Origin of the sequence: Haloarchaeobius lipolyticus (assembly GCF_051208015.1) — an archaeon.
Taxonomy (GTDB): domain Archaea; phylum Halobacteriota; class Halobacteria; order Halobacteriales; family Natrialbaceae; genus Haloarchaeobius.
Genome location: NZ_JBPKGF010000004.1, coordinates 63609 through 80469 on the forward strand (window position 1 = coordinate 63609; position 16861 = coordinate 80469).

The 16861-nt window shown below is 66.6% G+C and carries 18 protein-coding genes; 6 read left to right on the forward strand and 12 right to left on the reverse strand.

Going from position 1 to position 16861, the window contains the following annotated elements:
- The first annotated feature begins 21 nt into the window (after positions 1 to 21).
- Both ACSC1Y_RS12615 and ACSC1Y_RS12620 read left to right on the forward strand, forming a co-directional pair.
- Positions 22 to 279, forward strand: a complete 258-nt coding sequence (locus ACSC1Y_RS12615; protein ID WP_435335235.1) for a DUF5789 family protein — start codon at positions 22 to 24, stop codon at positions 277 to 279.
- Between the two features lie 97 nt (positions 280 to 376).
- The gene (locus tag ACSC1Y_RS12620; RefSeq protein ID WP_435335236.1) at positions 377 to 697 is read left to right on the forward strand and encodes a transcription factor S; all 321 of its coding nucleotides are present in this window, start codon (positions 377 to 379) and stop codon (positions 695 to 697) included.
- A gap of 30 nt (positions 698 to 727) precedes the next feature.
- On the opposite strand, the gene ACSC1Y_RS12625 is transcribed toward ACSC1Y_RS12620, so the two are convergent.
- The 8 genes from ACSC1Y_RS12625 to ACSC1Y_RS12660 form a co-directional block, all read right to left on the reverse strand.
- Entirely contained in the window at positions 728 to 1153 is a 426-nt protein-coding gene (locus ACSC1Y_RS12625; RefSeq protein ID WP_435335237.1) for a hypothetical protein, read from the reverse strand.
- Positions 1154 to 1195: 42 nt separating this feature from the next.
- Complete coding sequence (locus tag ACSC1Y_RS12630; RefSeq protein WP_435335238.1) at positions 1196 to 1396, reverse strand: DUF7333 family protein; 201 nt, start codon at positions 1394 to 1396, stop codon at positions 1196 to 1198.
- 54 nt (positions 1397 to 1450) lie between these two features.
- Positions 1451 to 2185, reverse strand: a complete 735-nt coding sequence (locus ACSC1Y_RS12635) for a hypothetical protein (protein WP_435335782.1) — start codon at positions 2183 to 2185, stop codon at positions 1451 to 1453.
- A gap of 108 nt (positions 2186 to 2293) precedes the next feature.
- Positions 2294 to 3127 carry an aldo/keto reductase gene (locus ACSC1Y_RS12640; RefSeq protein WP_435335239.1) on the reverse strand — a complete coding sequence of 278 codons (834 nt, stop codon included), beginning with the start codon at positions 3125 to 3127 and terminating at the stop codon, positions 2294 to 2296.
- 112 nt (positions 3128 to 3239) lie between these two features.
- Positions 3240 to 3818 carry a DUF7110 family protein gene (locus ACSC1Y_RS12645; RefSeq protein ID WP_435335240.1) on the reverse strand — a complete coding sequence of 193 codons (579 nt, stop codon included), beginning with the start codon at positions 3816 to 3818 and terminating at the stop codon, positions 3240 to 3242.
- Positions 3819 to 3935: 117 nt separating this feature from the next.
- Entirely contained in the window at positions 3936 to 4277 is a 342-nt protein-coding gene (locus ACSC1Y_RS12650; RefSeq protein ID WP_435335242.1) for a glutaredoxin family protein, read from the reverse strand.
- 56 nt (positions 4278 to 4333) lie between these two features.
- A complete protein-coding gene (gene gfcR, locus ACSC1Y_RS12655; RefSeq protein WP_435335244.1) occupies positions 4334 to 4981 on the reverse strand; it encodes a transcriptional regulator GfcR in 648 nt (215 codons plus the stop codon).
- Positions 4978 to 6045: a glucose 1-dehydrogenase gene (locus ACSC1Y_RS12660; protein WP_435335245.1), complete on the reverse strand. Its 1068-nt coding sequence runs from the start codon at positions 6043 to 6045 to the stop codon at positions 4978 to 4980. The genes gfcR and ACSC1Y_RS12660 overlap by 4 nt, the downstream gene beginning before the upstream one ends.
- 192 nt (positions 6046 to 6237) lie before the next feature.
- Between ACSC1Y_RS12660 and ACSC1Y_RS12665 the strand changes: the two genes are divergently transcribed.
- On the forward strand, positions 6238 to 7482 hold the full coding sequence (locus tag ACSC1Y_RS12665; RefSeq protein ID WP_435335246.1) for an HAD family hydrolase: 1245 nt from the start codon (positions 6238 to 6240) through the stop codon (positions 7480 to 7482).
- A gap of 85 nt (positions 7483 to 7567) precedes the next feature.
- Positions 7568 to 8482, forward strand: coding sequence for a dihydrodipicolinate synthase family protein (locus ACSC1Y_RS12670; protein ID WP_435335247.1), 915 nt, complete (start codon positions 7568 to 7570; stop codon positions 8480 to 8482).
- Positions 8483 to 8572: 90 nt separating this feature from the next.
- Here the strand turns inward: ACSC1Y_RS12670 and ACSC1Y_RS12675 are convergent, their stop codons facing one another.
- The gene (locus ACSC1Y_RS12675) at positions 8573 to 13543 is read right to left on the reverse strand and encodes a malectin domain-containing carbohydrate-binding protein (protein WP_435335248.1); all 4971 of its coding nucleotides are present in this window, start codon (positions 13541 to 13543) and stop codon (positions 8573 to 8575) included.
- 386 nt (positions 13544 to 13929) lie between these two features.
- On the opposite strand from ACSC1Y_RS12675, the gene ACSC1Y_RS12680 reads away from it, so the two are divergent.
- Positions 13930 to 14175: a hypothetical protein gene (locus ACSC1Y_RS12680; protein WP_435335249.1), complete on the forward strand. Its 246-nt coding sequence runs from the start codon at positions 13930 to 13932 to the stop codon at positions 14173 to 14175.
- Between the two features lie 17 nt (positions 14176 to 14192).
- Here the strand turns inward: ACSC1Y_RS12680 and ACSC1Y_RS12685 are convergent, their stop codons facing one another.
- The gene (locus ACSC1Y_RS12685) at positions 14193 to 14678 is read right to left on the reverse strand and encodes an MOSC domain-containing protein (RefSeq protein ID WP_435335250.1); all 486 of its coding nucleotides are present in this window, start codon (positions 14676 to 14678) and stop codon (positions 14193 to 14195) included.
- 135 nt (positions 14679 to 14813) lie between these two features.
- Positions 14814 to 15782, reverse strand: a complete 969-nt coding sequence (locus ACSC1Y_RS12690; protein WP_435335251.1) for a nucleotidyltransferase family protein — start codon at positions 15780 to 15782, stop codon at positions 14814 to 14816.
- Positions 15783 to 16114: 332 nt separating this feature from the next.
- Here ACSC1Y_RS12690 and ACSC1Y_RS12695 point away from each other — a divergent pair, with 332 nt between their 5' ends.
- Positions 16115 to 16405: a transcriptional regulator gene (locus ACSC1Y_RS12695; protein ID WP_435335252.1), complete on the forward strand. Its 291-nt coding sequence runs from the start codon at positions 16115 to 16117 to the stop codon at positions 16403 to 16405.
- 23 nt (positions 16406 to 16428) lie between these two features.
- Here the strand turns inward: ACSC1Y_RS12695 and ACSC1Y_RS12700 are convergent, their stop codons facing one another.
- Entirely contained in the window at positions 16429 to 16851 is a 423-nt protein-coding gene (locus ACSC1Y_RS12700; RefSeq protein ID WP_435335254.1) for a Rieske (2Fe-2S) protein, read from the reverse strand.
- Between the last annotated feature and the right edge of the window lie 10 nt (positions 16852 to 16861).

Consider the following 16861-nt stretch of genomic DNA (forward strand, 5'->3'; position numbering starts at 1 on the left):
ACTGGCGACGTATAGTAGTCCATGACACAACAGGTCAAACTGAACGACCTCGAACGGGTGCTGTCGGGGCTCTCGTATCCGGTGTTCAGGGACGAAGCTGCCACCGAGCTGTCGGACGTCACACTGCAACTGGCCGACGGCGAGGCGAACCTCGGCGACATCGTCTCCCGCGCCGAGACCGAGTCGTTCGCCACGGCCGACGAACTTCACCTGGAGCTACAGGAGCACATGCCCATCGAGGCGGTCGGCGAGCCGGGCCAGTCGGAAGGCGAGGGGTAATCGCGAGATTGTGGCGCTGGACTCGACACCCACACCACGCCCGCGTGAGGTGAAGCGGGTACCTTAAGTTCACCGCGCAGGTTACTCAGGGCTAGTAATGGAGTTCTGTGACGAATGCGGTTCGATGATGAAGACCGAGGGGGATAACTGGGTCTGCGGCAGCTGTGGCTACGAGAAGGCCCGCGATGCCGTCTCCGAGGCGTCGATGACGACCACGCAGAAACAGGAGAAGAGCGAGATCGTCGACGTGAGCGACGCCGAGGACAAGGGCCTCGCCAAGACCAACACCATCTGCCCGAAGTGTGAGAACGACGAGGCGTACTGGTACATGCAACAGATTCGCTCCGCCGACGAGTCCGAGACGCGCTTCTTCATCTGCACGGAGTGCGAGCACAAGTGGCGCGAAGACGACCACTGAACTGACAGCCGTCTTTCTCTCGTTCTCGATTCACTCGACCGGTCGGTCCCGGTAGGCCACCCAGATGGCGGGGAGACCGGCGACGAACACCGACGCGAGCGCCAGCCCCGTCCAGCTGAACACGTCGAGGCCGAGTTCGAAGTTCGTCACCGGGCCGGCGACGAGCAGGACGACGCCCAGCAGCGCTGGTGCGACGGTCGCCAGTGCCCGCTGTCCGTGGCGGCCGACCCACGCGATAGCGAGGAGACAGAACCCGTAGCCCACGGCGGTCCCCTGGACGATTCGAGCGACGGGTGCGGCTCCCGGGTCCGCGGCCGCGGTCTGGAGGAGGAAGAGCGGACTGGCGACGAAGACGACGCCGAGCAGGCCCGACACCGCCGCGAAAACGCGCCCGACGGTCTGGAAATCGAGGTCAGGCGACCCGGGGTCGCGAGTTTCGCGAGAGCGGTCACTCATTGGCGAGTCGTCACTCCGTCGAAAGAAAGGCGTTTCCGTCCGCTACTGCGAGTGTGCCGCCCGCCACTCGCCGTGTTTGACGCCGATGGCGAGGCAGACGAGTCCGTAGACGAGCATCGACGGCGCGACCATCATCAGGATGGTGCTGGTCTCCATCGGGACTGGCGATGCGATGAGGCCGGCGACGCCCAGGACGACGAGTCCGACGAGTGCCGCGACGGTCTTCGGGAGGTCGAATTCCATGCGGACCTGTTGGGACTGCAACGAGAAAACGGCGACGGAGCCGGTAGGGGAGCGTCAGTCGGTCGGCCGGACGACCTCCGACAGCGACACGAGCACGCCGACCAGCCAGCCGAGCGGGACCGAGACGCCCAGCCACACCAGGATGTACGCGATTCCCGTCAGGTCGTACTGGGTGCGGAGGTAGTCGTTGATGCCGCCGACGGCGACGACGTTGTCGAGGAACCAGATGGCGAGCGACTCGCTCTCGGTGAAGACGACCTTCCCGAGAGTCGGCGAGTAGAACGCCGCGACGACGGGCGGGAGGAACACTGCCGTCATCGCGAGCGGGTAGGCGAGGAGTATCGAGGTTCCCCTGCCGCCGACGCGAGAGAACAGCACCGCGAGCCCTGCGGAGACGGTCGCCACGACGGCGGCCGCGGCGACTGCGAGAAAGCCAGCGAAGGAGAACTGGAACCGTGCCAGCGCCGACAGGGCACCCCACGCGAGCGCGACGAACAGGACCGAGCCCACGAGGCCGAGATACTCCGAGAAGTCGTCGAGATTGTACGCCACGTACCGGGCGACGACGCCCGTGAGCGCGAACGGGTAGAGCAGAGCGACGACGAGGACGCCGACTGCGCCCCAGCCGCGGTAGGCGACCTTTCCGCTCGCGGTCGACGGTTTCCACTTGCCGAGGACGGAGTTGCCGCCCAGCCGCTGTCTGGGGAACAGGAGCTCCATCCACGTCTCGTGCAGCCGCTGGAGGTCGAATCGTATCTCGCCGACGAGACCGGTCATTGCAGAAGACAGCGCGACGTCGGGGGAAAATCTCTTCGCCATCCGGTCGGGAGTGGGACGACCGGCGGAAGAATCGAGAAAGGAACTGTCAGCCTATCGGGAGGCGAAGTCGGTGCCGGCCTACCAGGGCGCGAAGTCGGGGTCGACCTGCCGCTCGGTCTCACCGATGCTGTCGATGGTCTCGACGTCCTCGTCGTCGAGGTCGACCTGGAGCGACTCCCAGTTGTCGCGGATGTGCTCCTCGCCAGTCGCCTTCGGGATGGCGGTCACACCCTTCTCGCGGAGCCAGGCGAGTGCGACCTGCGCCGGGGAAGCGTCGTGCTCGTCGGCGACCTCCTGTATCTCCGGCAGGTCGAAGACCTCGCCGCGAGCGAGCGGGGAGTAGCCGACTATCTGCACGTCGTGTTCCTCGCCGTACTCGCGGAGTTCGTCCTGCGGAAGTAGCGGGTGACACTCGACCTGGTTGGCGAAGACCGGCGCGTCGAGTACCTCACGTGCCTCGTCGAGGTGTTCCGGCTCGAAGTTCGAGACGCCGATGTGCTCGATGGTGCCTTCGTCGTACAGCTCTTCGAACGCGGGCAGGGTCTCTTCGGCGTCGTACTCGCCAGACGGCCAGTGGACGTAGAGCAGGTCGACGTAGTCGACGCCGAGCCGGTCGAGGCTCTCGCGTGTTGACTCCAGGACGTCGTCGTGACCGAGCTTGTCTATCCAGACCTTCGTGGCGAGGAAGATATCGTCGCGGTCGACGTCGGCTTGCTCGATGCCCTGGCCGACGGCCTCCTCGTTCTCGTAGACCTGTGCGGTGTCGATGTGACGGTAGCCCATCTCCAGCGCCGTGGCGACGCTCTCGGCACACTGTTCGGGGTCGTCGTTCTGCCACGTTCCGAGACCGAGGACTGGCATACCGTTCGCGAGCGGGGCGCTCTTCGGCGACTCCTGTTGCTGGTCAGACATCGTGGTTCGACGTTGGGGAGGGACGTGAAAATGGGTTGTGGATGCGGCGAGGCAGGACGGCGGCTCCTGGCGCGAGACGGGTGGCGAACCCGGTTCACGCCGACGCGCGTGTTCAGCTGATGAACTTGTTGTCGCGCCAGTTCACGCCGTTGCTGGCTGCCTTGCTCTCCTGACGACCCTCGACGACCTCGATGGTGGCGGGACGGTCCTCACCGTCGACGATGCGCGTCGCCTCCAGCTCGCCGTCACGCGCGGTGATGGCGGTGAGGGTACCCTTCTCCGCCTGCCGGGCGATGTTGCAGAGTACCTGGAACATCTCGTACTGCAGGAGCGAGTTCTGCAGCACGGTCTCTCGGTCGCCCTTGAACGCGGCGAACTCGACGAGTTCGGACGGAATCTCCTCTTCTTCCTCTTCGCCCCAGCGGGGCCCACGGCGGTCGTCGGGCTCTTCTTCGTAGACGCGGTTCTCCGTCACGCTCGCTTTCAGCTGTGCCGTCGGCGTGTACTTGCTGACGTTGCTGTTGGAGCCGACCGCCTTGAGAATCAGGGTGTTGTTACGTCGGGTCACGTCGACCGCATCGATTCCATCGGGAAGTTCTGGATCCCCATCGAGATAGTCTCGAACCGTCTCGAGGGGTAGTTCAAGTGTCGAATGCAACCGATAGACGTGGCCGGATTTATCTGCTGACATGGTGAAGGGGGTGTCACGGTGCGTGGAGTCGCCAGCCGCTTACCCCACAGTAGGGGCGTAGAGTTTAAATGACCTGCTGTTTATTTCGTAGGGAAAATGAATAAGAGCCGGTAACTCTCAGCCGTTGAGTGTCTCGTCGAGCTCGCCTCGCTCGTCGAGTTCGGCGAGGATGTCGCTCCCTCCGACGAACTCTCCCTTGACGTAGGTCTGGGGGATGGTCTCCCAGCCGCTGTACTCCTCGAGCGCCGCACGGAACTCGCCGAGCGACTGGAGCACGTCGACCGTCTCGTAGTCGTCCCGATACTGGCGGATGAGTCCCAGTGCGCGGTCGGAGTAGCCACACTGGGGCATCATCTCGGTCCCTTTCATGAACAGGACGACGTCGTTCGATTCGATGGTCTCGCGCACGAGGTCGTCGACCTCCTCTTGCGGGAGGCTCTGGTTGGGGTCGAACGTCATGGGACGGCGTAGGGTACCGTCGCAGAAAGGCGTTACGAGGGGTAGTGTCCGCCTATTCAGTCGTCCGACCCGACCGTGATGACCTGCAGGAGCGAGTAGACGGGGACGCCCTCGACCTCGTCGAGACCCTGCTTGTCGACGAGAACGCAGGCGGCGACCGGGTTACCGCCCTGGTCGCGGATGGCCTCGATGGTCTCGGTCATCGTCGTCCCGCTCGTGATGGTGTCGTCGACCACGAAGCAGTCGCGGCCGCGAATCTGCGCGAAGTTCCGGGAGAACGACCCGCCGAGGTCCTCCAGGTCGCCCTCGTCCCACTGGTGCTTGCGTGGGGCGTAGGTCGCGAGGTCGGTGTCGAGGTCGCGCGCGATGTGGGTCGCGATGGGTGCACCTGCCTTCTCGATGCCGATGGTGAGGTCGACGTCCTCGCCCTCGCTGTTCAACAGGTCGGCCATCGCGGAGGTGACGGCTTCGAGACGGAAGCTGTCGCGACCGATGGCGGACCAGTCGACGTGGATGTCGTGCGGGCCGCCGGCGGGGGCCGTCGTCGTTCCGGAGTCGCTCTCATCTGCAGCCGCACCGGACCGCTCTACCAGCCAGGAGGCGGTCTCGCGGGAGACGTTCAGCTCGTCAGCAATCTCGCCCTTGGAGAGCCCTCGCTGGGCCAGCTCCGCTGCACTCTCGATCAGGTCGTCGACGTTCTTCATATACGGTGGAATTCGACGGCCGTTTTTATAGTGCTATCGTCGTCGGCGAAGGCGGCGTCGAGTTCGTCCACGCCGTAGACGCCGGTGACCAGTTCGTCGAGGAACCACTCCGGAAGCGTCTCGAGCCGGTCGACGGCCGCCCGGAAGTGCCCGACGTTGGAGTTGACGCTCCCGACGAGCGCTTTGTTGTGCAGGACGAACTCGCGGTGTAGCCGCCCGCCGTCGACCTCGAACTCCCAGTCGCCGGGCACGCCGAGCAGCGCGCCGACCCCGTTCGGCGCGAGCGCCTCGATGGTGTCGAAGGCGTGTTTCGCGTAGCCGGTCGCCTCGTAGACGAAGTCCATGTCCTCGTAAGCGCCCGGAATCTCGGCGACGGGTGTCTCCCGCGAGTCGATGTACGTCCCGCCGAGCTCCTCGATGACGTCGATGCTCGGGTCCGGTCGACTCCGCCGACCGAGGCAGTAGAGCCGCTCGAAGGAGTCGCCGGCCGAGAGCATCGCGAGCGTGATGAGCCCGAGGCTCCCGTTCCCGAGGACCAGCGCGGACTCCGGTTCCCAGTCGAACGCGGAGCGCGAGGCGAACGCGTGCTCGAACGCCTTCTCGGAGATGCTGATGGGCTCGACCAGGAAGCCGAGGTGGGCACGCTCACGCGAGAGGGAGACCAGACAGTCGGCCGGGCTGGTGAAGTACTCGCTCATGAAGCCGTGTGCGCCGACGATGCCGCGCTCGACGTACTCGCCGTCCGGAGCCATGTCGGGCTCGCCGCGCTCGAAGTACTGGTTCGTTCCGTTCGGTGGGCGGCGGACGGTCGGGACGACCACGTCGCCTTCCTCCCACTCGGTCCCGTTCGGGTCCGTGACGACGCCGACCGCCTCGTGTCCGAGGACGATGTGGTCGTCGTCGTTCGGGAAGCGGCCGTGGCCGCCCGAGATGACTTCGTGGTCCGTGCCGTCGATGCCGACCCGAAGCGTCCGGACGAGTACCTCACCCTCGTCGGGTTCGGGCCGTGGCTTCTCGATGACCACGGGTTCGTCCTCGCCCCGACGGACTGCGATAGCGTTCATACACGTGTCGACGGCCCCCACCGACAAAAGATTTATTCTATTTCGAGTAAACGATTCTGTTGGCGGTGGCCCGTCGAGCTCGGGTCGTTCCTCGGCCACAAGGACCACTCGCTCGTCGTGGTGTCCACGCTCTCACCCGTGGGGTCGACACCAGCCACCGTTTTAGTCGCGGCGTGAGAACTGGTGACCAACATGGAACGATACGACCTCCTCTACCGACTGTACGACGACTTCGACACCGAGACGCTCCGCGACTACCAGGAGTTCGTGGACGTGTTCCCGCCCGTGGACTCCCGCGTCGCGCTCGAACACTGGCAGGGCGCGAGCGAGGAGCTGGAGACCCGGAAGGGTGAGGTGCGCGACGCCTTCGCCGCGGGGGAGACGTTCGCCGAGGTCGCCTCGCACGCCACCCGCGACCAGGCCTTCACTGCGCTCGACCTCTACTCGAAGTACGGCCGCGCCGTCAACGTCCTCGTCCTCGACGTCGACGAGACCCTCCGGTCGGCCGGGAACACGGACAACGAGATTCCGCGAGAGACGCTCCACCTGCTGACCGAGTTCTACGAGGACGGCGTTCCAATCGTCATATGCACCGGCCAGACCCTGGAGAACGTCAAGGGCTTCATGATCCAGGGGCTCGGCAGCGAGGTCGTCCACTCCGGCGAACTCAGTATCGTCTACGAGGCCGGTAACGGCGTCTTCACGCCGGGCCACGGCGCGGAGACGAAGCAGCTCCTGTACGAGGACCTCGACGAGTCGGTCAGAAGCGTGTTCGACGACGTTCGCGCACGCGTGCTCACGGACGCACCCGAGTCCATTCGGCACGGCTGTCACCTCCAGGGAAACGAGTTCAACGTGACGCTGAAGCCGAACTTCGAGACGGGGAGCAAGCGCGCCCGCGAGGTCATCGACGAGGGGCTGGTCTACCAGCTCGACCTCGTCGGCGAGGCGGTCGCCCGCGCGACCGACGAGGACGCCGCGGCGGCCGCCGAGTGGTCTCGTGCCTACTACGCGAAGGCCGACCCGGAGATCCGGGGGGTGCTCGAGCGCAAGGGGGGCTTCCCGGAGGTAGACCTGGAGGAGATTCCGACCCCCGTCCGCGAGACCTTCGACCGCATCGACGTCGCCTACTACGAGGCGGACGCGGCCGAGGTCACGAGCCTCGAGCTCGACAAGGTCGCAGGCGTCGAGGCCGCATTCGATGTGCTCGGCGTCGACGACCCGTTCTCGCTCGTGATGGGCGACTCGAAGTCCGACCTGCGGGTGATGCGCTGGGCCGCCGAAAACGACTCGGGTATCGGGGCCGCCCCGGAACACGCCTCCAGCGACGTGCTGGACCACGTCCTCTCGACGGACGAGCTGGTCTTCGACCGGGGAAAGAGCGCGGAGATGCTGCGGACGGTCTACGCCCTGAACCGGCTGGCGAGTCTGCAGTGAGGGGAGCCGTCCGACGGGTGGGCTGTACGGCGACGAATGCAACAGCCGGGACAAGAATTAACTCGGACCTGGGTAATCTCCACGTATGAGCGACAACGCACCCGCACCCGGCAGCGACGACCCGCTCGGCGTCCACGGCGTCGTCCCGCCGACGGTGACAGCGTTCCACGAGGACGAATCGGTCGACTACGAACAGACCGCGGCCCACGCCCGCTACGTCGTCGACCGCGGCGCACACGGGGTGTTCCCGCTCGGGACCAACGGCGAGTTCCCGCTGCTCTCGGCCGAGGAGCGCGACGGCGTCGTCGAGGCCGTCGTCGACGAGGTCGGCGGCGAGGTCCCCGTCATCGCCGGCGTCGGTTCGCCGAGCACGACGGAGACCATCGACCGAGCACGGGCGGCCGAGGACGCCGGTGCCGACGGCGCCGTCGTCGTCACGCCGTACTACTTCCCGCTCGACCACGACGCCGCGGTCCGGCACTACAGCCGGGTCTGTGACGCGGTCGACCTTCCGGTCTACGTCTACCACATCCCGTCGAAGACCGGCAACAGCCTCGCGCTGGAGACGGTCGACGAACTCGCAGCTATCGAGAATCTGGTGGGCCTCAAGGACTCGAGCAAGAACGTCCCGTGGCTCGGACAGGCCATCGATTCCCACCCTGAACTGACCTTCCTCGCCGGCTCCGACTCGCTACTGTTCCCCGGCCTCGAAGTGGGCTGTTCGGGCATGGTCTCGGCGGTCGCGAACGTCTTCCCGGAGCTCGTGGTCGACCTGTTCGACGCCTACGACGAGGGCGACGAGGAACGAGCACAGGAGCTCCAGAGCGAGGTGTACGACGTCCGCGACGCGCTCAAGCGCGGCCCGTACATGGCCGGGGTGAAGACGGCGCTCTCCCTGCGCGGTTTCGACGCGGGCGACCTCCGCGACCCGCTACGGACCATGGACGAGTCCGACCGCGACGCCCTCGAAGACGACCTGCGTGACCTGGACCTGCTGTAGGCGGTCGACTCCACGCTACGCAGCCACAGCCCGTCATTCAGCCGCACCTTTCCTACACAGCCGCACCTTCCCTACGCAGCCGCACCTTCCCTACGCAGCCGCAGTTGCGGAATCGACCCTCACGATCTCGATAGCGTTGACCATCGGGTGGTTCGCCGGGCCGTGGCGGAACTCCAGGTCGATGGTGTCGTCCGCCGGTGTGACCCTGAACGAGACCATCGCGGCGGTGTCGTCGCCGAACCGTTCGACGACGTCGAGGTCGGCGAGGACCACCTCCCCCTCGGCGAGCACGTCGAAGACGCGGTCGCCGGGCAGGCTGGTCCGGAAGTAGCTGTCGTAGACGTACAGTCGCACCTCGTAGGTCTCGCCTGCCTGGGCCGCGAAGCGCCACTGCATCTCCGGCGCGCTCCCCGGGTCCCAGCGCTCGCTCGTCCAGATGCCCGCGGGCGTCCCGTCCGGAACCGAACCGTGGACCGACCCGGGCAGGGGCTTGCCGGTGGAGGTGGACCCGCCCGCGACGAGGTGCGGGCTCGGCGACGCGGTCGTGTCGGCTCCCCACGCCGGGCCACCATCGTTCGCGGCGATCACCGGGCCGGCCGCGTTCACGCGAGAGAGTACCGTCTCCTGGCTCGGGGCGTCTGCGACCGTCACGACCTCGATGGCGTTGACCATCGGATGGTTCGCCGGACCGTGTCGGAACTCGATATCGAGACTGGCGTCGGCGGCCGTGACGGTGAACGAGACCATCGCGGCGGTGTCGTCGCCGAACCGTTCGACGACGTCGAGGTCGGCGAGGACCACCTCCCCCTCGGCGAGTACGTCGAAGACGCGGTCGCCGGGCAGGCTGGTCCGGAAGTAGCTGTCGTAGACGTAGAGTCTGACCTCGTAGGTCGTCCCTGCTTCGACCGGAAATTCGTAGCGCATCTCGGGGGCAGCGCCGGGGTCCCAGCGCTCGCTCGCCCAGATGTCAGCAGGCGTGCCAGCCGGGACCGAGCCGTCGGTAGCACTGGGCTGGCTGAGGCCGGTGGATGCGGAGCCGCCGGCAACGAGGTACTGGCTCGGCGCGTTCGCCGCGTCGGTGCTCCAGGCCGGACCGCCGTCGGTCGCGGCGACGGTGGGCCCGGCCGCGTTGACCCGGTGGACCACTTCGCCGTCGGTCGGCGCATCTGCGACCGTCACGACCTCGATGGCGTTGACCTGCGGGTGGTTCGCCGGGCCGTGGCGGAACTCGACGCCGAGACTGGCGTCGGTGGCCGTGACCGTGAACGACTCGACGGCACCGGTGTCGTCGCCGTGGGTCCCGATGAGGTCGAAGCCGGTGAGGACGGGCTGGCCCTCGGCGAGCACGTCGAAGACGCGGTCGCCGGGCAGGCTGGTCCGGAAGTAACTGTCGTAGACGTAGAGTCTGACCTCGTAGGTCGCGCCGGGCTGGACGGGGAACTCGTAGCGCATCTCGGGCGCGGCGCCGGGGTCCCAGCGCTCGCTCGCCCAGATGCCAGCAGGCGTCCCGGCCGGGACCGAGCCGTCGATGGTAGCCGGCTGGCTGAGGCCGGCGGAGACGGAGCCGCCGGCGGCCAGGTACTGGCTCGGCGCGTTCGCCGTGTCGGCGCTCCAGGCCGGGCCGCCGTCGGTCGCGGCAACGGTCGACCCACCGGCGTTGACCCGGTGGACGACCTCGCCGTCGCCTGGTGGTGCCGCCGCGACCGCCACGACCGACAGCCTGTCCCAGGAGGCCGAGAACGTCTCGGTGGCTCCGCTCGCGGTGCTGATGAGGCCGACCGCGGTTCCCTGCGTGGTACTGCTGAACCACGCTGCCGGCGCACCGAACGTCTGCCCGAAAGTGACGCGCTGGCCGCCGTCGATAGCGTACGAGGCGGTCACAGCCACGTGGTCGACGCCGTCGCCGGGCGTCGGGTCCGTCTTCGGGTCGACCGTCAGGAACAGGTCGATGGTCTGGCCGCTCCCGATGACGCCCGGTTCTGACAGCGTGGTCGTCTCCGCCACGCCGCCGACCTCGCGTACGACCTGTACCCCGCCGGTCGGGTTCCCCGCCGAGTCGGTCGCCGTCGCGGAGAGGCTGAGGTAGTTGTCCTGGTCACCCGCGCCCAGCTGGATGCCGACCGCCTGGCCGTTCTGGGGGGTCATGTCGTTCGAGAACGGCGTGACGACGGTCCCCCGAACCTCGAACGGTTCGTCCGGGGTGTCGACGCCGTACTGGAACGCGTACGTCAGCGAGTTCGCGGCCCCGAGGGCGGTCCCGAACGGGACCTCGTCGATGGACATCTTCTCCGCCGCACCGCCCGCCCGGACCTTCGAGCCGTCGTACAGTGCCGAGTAGGGCTGGTCCCCGTTCGTCATGACCCCTGTGAACCCGAGCCCGAACAGGGAGTCCGGGTGCTGTCCTGGCTGGAACTGGCGGTCGGCCGGGAGCGTGGTGCCGAGTCCGTTCTGGGGGTCGATGGCGAACGGGTCCACCGTGTCGTCGAGCCCGTCGTTGTCGTCGTCGTCGTCGAGCGAATCCGGCGAACCGTCCTGGTCCCGGTCCGCGGGCTTCGAGGCCTGCGAGCAGGGGTCCGTCCCGACGGCGTTCTCGTCCGCGTTGGTATAGCCGTCGCCATCGGCGTCGCCGAGGGGCTCGTAGGTCGGTGAGTCGGGGTCGGCCGTCGTGCAGTCGACGCCAGGGCCGCCGCCGTAGTCGTTCGGTTCGAACACGGTTATCTCGCTGCTCCCGTAGGTCGCCGCCCAGACGGTACCGGGGAAGACGTCGTCGTCGCCCTGTGCGGTGACGTCGAGGGGGTTCGCGCCGGTGTGTTCGAGGAGTGGTTCGGACGAGAGGACGGCCGTCCCGGTCACGTCGAGGTCGACGCGCTGGACGCTCCCCGTGTTCCACATCGCGAGCAGGAGGTCGCCCTGGAGCTTCCCGCCGAAGTTCGAGGCGGTGTAGACGGTCATCCCCTGCGGCGACGGACCGTACGTTTCGAGCGCGGCGCTCTCCGAGTCGCCGCCAGGTTCGCGGTAGTCGCAGTTGGCCGGGTCGTGTAGGCCGTTCTCGACTGCGGCACCGAACGTGCTGGCCGGGTTGCCACGGGTCGGGTTCGGGTGGCCGTAATAGCCACCCGCGTCGACGAGATACAGTCCCGGCGGCGAGAACTCGTCCTGTTCGTTCTGCTCGTTCGTACACGTGCCAGCGGGCCCCTCTCCGACGACGATGCCGCCCCAGCCGGGGTTGGCGCTGTTGTCTGTCGCGTAGAGCGTCCCGTCCGGTGCGAGTGCGACGTCGTACGGGTTCCGGAAACCGGAGGCGTAGACGTCGACCGGGCTACCGGCCGTCCACGTGGCCATGTTCGCGCCGTCCCGTCCGCCGAACGGTGTAGGGGTCCCGCCGAGGGTCGGAAGGTCGTACAGGTAGGTGGCGGTCGTGTGCGCGGCGTCCTTCTCGGCCATCGTGGCGAGCTGTCCGAGGTCGATACTGAGAATCGCGGCCGAGAGCGCGTACTCGGGCGTCAGCGCGAAGTTGTCGGACGGTGCGCCCTTGTTGGTGTGGCCACCCTGTCCGACGTAGAGGACGTCGTTCGCGGCGTCGTACACGAGGTCGTTGGTCGCGTGGTTCAGCTCCGAACGGGGGAGGCCACGCACGAGCATGACGTGGTCCCAGCTGCCGTCTGCCTGTCGGGTCAGTCGCGAGACGACCCCCGAGTTGGTGTCGAGGCCGCTGTCGGCCTGGCTCGAGCCGGCACCGACCCGCGAATCGCTCGACGTGACGTAGATGACGGGCGTCGAGGCGGTCCCCTCGACGGTGATTCCGGTCACCTGCCGGGTGGTGACGTTCGGATTGTACGAGCCGTCGTCGTCGTGGTTCGGAATCTCGTGGACGGCGGTGATGACCTCGGTGTCGGTCACGCTGTAGTCGTTCTCGCCGTTTCTGACGATGTCGAACGCCAGTATCTCTCCCGTCATCTGCGTGACGTACAGCCGACCGTCGGGGCCGAAGTCGAGCGACGTCGGGTTGCTGAGGGTGACGCCGGAGAGTCCGGCGGCACCGAAGCCAATCGGCGCGGTGAGCGACCCCGTCCCGGTCAGCCCGACGGACATCGGCGCATTGGAGCCGCTGTGTCCGATCTGGAGCGTCCCGGTGGCAGTGGTCGCGCTCGTCGGTGAGTAGGTCACCGGGACGTCGGTCGACTCACCTGGTGCGAGCGAGATGCCTCCTGCGAACCCGGTGGAGAACGCGGAATCGCCGGCGACGGTCGTACCGTCGACCGTGATGGCCGGGTCCCCTACCGTACCGAGGTTGGTGACGGTGAGCTGTCGCGTCTCGCTGTCGCCGGTGACGACCGTCCCGAAGTCGACGCTCGACCGACCGCCGAGTCTGTTCGGCTGCGGCTCGACCGACGCGACCTCGATGGCGGCGAGCTGGGGATTCTCGACGAGAGTCGAGAACCGGACGTCGACGGTGCCGTCGCTCGTGACGTCGAACGACAGCATCCCACCGGTCTGGTCACCGTAGCGTTCGATGATGTCGAAGCTCGGGACGGTCTGGTCCTCGACGTGAACGTCGAAGACGCGGTCACCGACCAGGCTCGTCCCGGAGTAGGAGTCGTAGAAGTAGAGCCGCACCTCGACGCGCTGGCCAGCCTGGACGTCGAACTCGTAGCGCATCTCCTCGCCGCCGGTCGGGTCCCAGCGCTGGTACTGCCAGATTCCCGCTGGAACCCAGCTCGGAACCGACGGGTGCAGCTGGGCCGGTGGACTGGGCGTGCTCGTCTGTTCGCCCCCTGCGACGAGGAACGGCGTATCCGGGTCCCACGCTGGACCGGTTCCCGTCGCCTCGATGGCCGGCCCGCCGACGTTCACACGGTACAGGACCGACCCTGCATCGTGTGCCGCGGCCGTGGCCGATGTCTCGGTCGACGCGGCGAGGCCGGGACCCGGAACACTGATCCCGTCGTCGAGAGCCGCGAACGCCGGCTGTGAAGCGGCGAACGGGCCGGCGAATCCCGACGCGACCAGTAGTACCGTCATCGTTACTGCACCGATTCGAACCGCTATCTGTCGTGTCATCTTCTGCGACCCGCCGGCTTCCTCCCAACAGGCAATAATTATCAATCATCGGTCACTGACGTAGCTATTATCCTGTTACAGGGGAGCGCAACTGTTTCACCGGGCCCGTTCGGGCGGTAACGAGTCGCTTCCCACCTGGTTCGTCTTCGATGGAGTTCTCGTCTCGCGGGGTCGCCCCGTTCCGTCGTGAACCGCGTCCGGGCCGTATTCGGGCTCTCTGGCCGCGTCCGGCGTCTCTGTGGCTGGTCGAACCGTCCTACCGCTGTCCGCAACCTTCTGCTCAGTGGGTCAGTCCGCAATCGCGTCACGAACCTGTGCGGCCGGTAGCTGGGAACCGGCGTGACGAGGACCCGAACAGTGATTTTCCCTCCTCACGACCCTCGAGTATGAGCGACCTCATCGGCCACCTCCTCGGGTTCAGAAAGCTCATCGGCCTCGTCGTCGGCTCCGGTCTCTGCCTCGCAGCGCTCCTCTCGACCGTCGCTCTCAACGAGACGGGGACCCTCCTCGTCTACCTGCTCGTCGGGTTCGTCGTCGTCTGCGGTGCAATCGGCTACATCTACCTCAGAATCATCACGAAAGAGAGCGAATCCGTGCGAGACCCTCCGTCGAACTGGGAACGGGAGCGCTGACCCGCCACCGAGGTTCCTCAATCCAGCGGCTCGACCACGTCACCGGGACGGATCGTCCCTCCTTCGACGATGTCCGCCCGAAGCCCGCCCCGATGCAACAACGCGTCCAGGACGCCGTCTTCGGTCTTGCGTTGGAGGTAGTCACATGGCTCACAGAGACGGTCGCCGCGGCAAACGACCTCGCCCACGCGAAAGCGCTTCCCGACGAGGTGGTTGAGGGCGACGTCTCGCGTCTCGACGTTCCGACGGTGCTCGCCGGGTTCCAGGGCGATGTCGGCCTCTCTCTCGATGGCGGCTACCGCCTCTGTCTCGATGAGCGTGAGGTCGTAGCCCGCGGGTCGTTCGTCCTCGTCGTCCCAGCTTGCGAACGTCCCGTCGCCGACGAAGTAGCGGTCCCCCCGGAGCCCGCGTCGCGCGACCGCTTCGGCGGCTTCGACCGCCTGGACCGGGTCGCCAGCCTCGCCGGCGATGTAGACCGCCTCGACCGTGCCAGTTCCCTGCATGGCGACCACTGCGGATGCTGACGATATAACTCCCTCCCTCGTCTTCGGCTCCTCGCAGAAACAGCGATGTCGGCCCGTTCGGCGCTGGTGTTTCGTGTCAGCGCAGTGCTCATTCAGTACTTGTTCAGTACTCGTTCAGTGCCCGTTCGTGATGCGCGTGTGCGCGCCGATGAGGGCGCCCGAGAGGTCGAGATTGTCGAGGTGCGTCTTCTCGTCGATGATGGAGTCGTGGATCTCCGTCTCGGTGATGGTCGCCTCGGGGAAGATGACGGAGTCCTCGATGTGGCTGTCGACGATCTCGGTGTTCGCCATCACGTGAACGTTGTCTCCCAGCGTGCTGTTCTCGACGGTCGCCGTCTCGTGGACGTAGTTCTCGCCGTCGAGGTGCCACGCGACCGCTTCGAGGTAGGACTCGGGCGTGCCGATGTCGAACCACGCGCCCTCGAAGGTGTAGGCGAACGTCGCCTCGCGGTTCTGGAGCCACTGGACGAACCAGCCGGGCTCGTCGGGATTGTTGTCGCCGGCGAGGTACTCTTCGAGCAGACCGACAGTGTCGGCGGTGAAGGCGTAGCAGGCGATGGAGACGAGCGTGCTGTTCGGGTCGTCGGGTTTCTCCTGGAAGTCGACGATGCGGTCCCCCTCGAGCTCGACGAGTCCGTAGGACTTCGCGAGCTGTCTCGACCCGACGTCGTACGCGGCCAACGTCGGCGCATCCTTGGCCTCGAAGAAGTCGATGAAGTCGGAGACGTCGAAGCTGATGAGGTTGTCACCCGCGATGACCAGGAGGTCCTCGTCGACGCCTTCGCGGTCGACGAGCTGGGCGAGCGCGCCGACGACGCCGAACTTCTCGTCCTCGGCGCTCGTGTCTTCGATGGAGAGCTTCGGCTTCTCGAACTCGCTCTCGGCGAGGTGGCGCTCGAACTCGGGGGCGAACTTCTCGTTCGTGCTGACGAAGACCTCGTCGATTCGGGCGTCCTCTTCCAGTTCCGCGAAGATCTGGTCGATGACTGTCGAGTCGCCGATGGGGAGAAACATCTTGGGCCGGTCCTTCGTAATCGGCCACAGACGGGTCGCATATCCTCCGGCGAGAACGACGGCTTTCATACTCGCGGGTTCAATACCCGATACTAAGTCCTTTATCCTTTATGTCGGCCAGATGCACAGCCCCCCGACCGTTCGGCCGAATACGATTTCGACCCGTTCGTCCCCGACAGACGTCGAAACCGTCGGAATCGTTTCCACGACCCTTCCGCTACCGTTCCGGTTCGCCACCAGTGTTCCGCTTCGCCACCAGTCTCGGTCGCGACACGTCTACCAGCCGGACTCGACCGGGGAGGGAACCACCCACTCACAGCTGGGAAGGCGGCTGTTCGCGGTCGAAACGAGTCACCCCGACCGGAACAAGAGGTTTACCCGTTCGCGTCCCACGTTCGACCATGCGCCAGGCAGACGAGACCACCCGCCAGCGTATCACCGAGCGACTCAGGGCAGGGGCGGAGACGCCCAGCGGACTGGCGTCCGAATTCGACGTGACCGCAGGAACCGCCCTCCGGCACGTCGAACACATCTCGCGGTCGCTCGACCCGACCGACGAGGAACTCCTCGTCGCACCGCCGGAGTGCCGCGAGTGCGGGTTCACGGACTTCGACGACCTCCTCAACCGGCCCTCGCGGTGTCCGGAGTGTAAGAGCGAGTCGGTCGAGGAGCCGGCGTTCGTCGTCGAGTGAGCGTGGGGGACGGCCTATCGCCGTCAGACGCCGTCGAACCCGATTCGGCCGCCGCCTGAGGACAGGTCGACGTCGCTCGCGGGACCGACGTGGTCGAACCGGTAGTCCTCGTCGGTGAGGTAGACGTCGCCGTCGTCGACGGTCACGTCGACAGCTTCCAGCACGGCGCCTTCACAAGGGCCGAACGTACAGACACCGTCGTCCTTCCGGAACGTCGCCGCGTGACGGGTGCAGACCAGCTCGCCGTCGCGAACCTCGGCACCGGAGCCCTTGTCGATGCGGACGTCCGTCCAGTGCTGACAGTAGTTGAGCCAGGCTGCGACGCTTCCGTCGTCGAGTCTCGTGAGGACGACCTCCTGCTCGTCGAATCCCTCCATCGCGGTGAAGAGGAAGGTTCCCTCCTCGGGGACCTCCTCGACGGCCGTGATGCGGCTTCCCTCGTCCATGGTCCGCGTT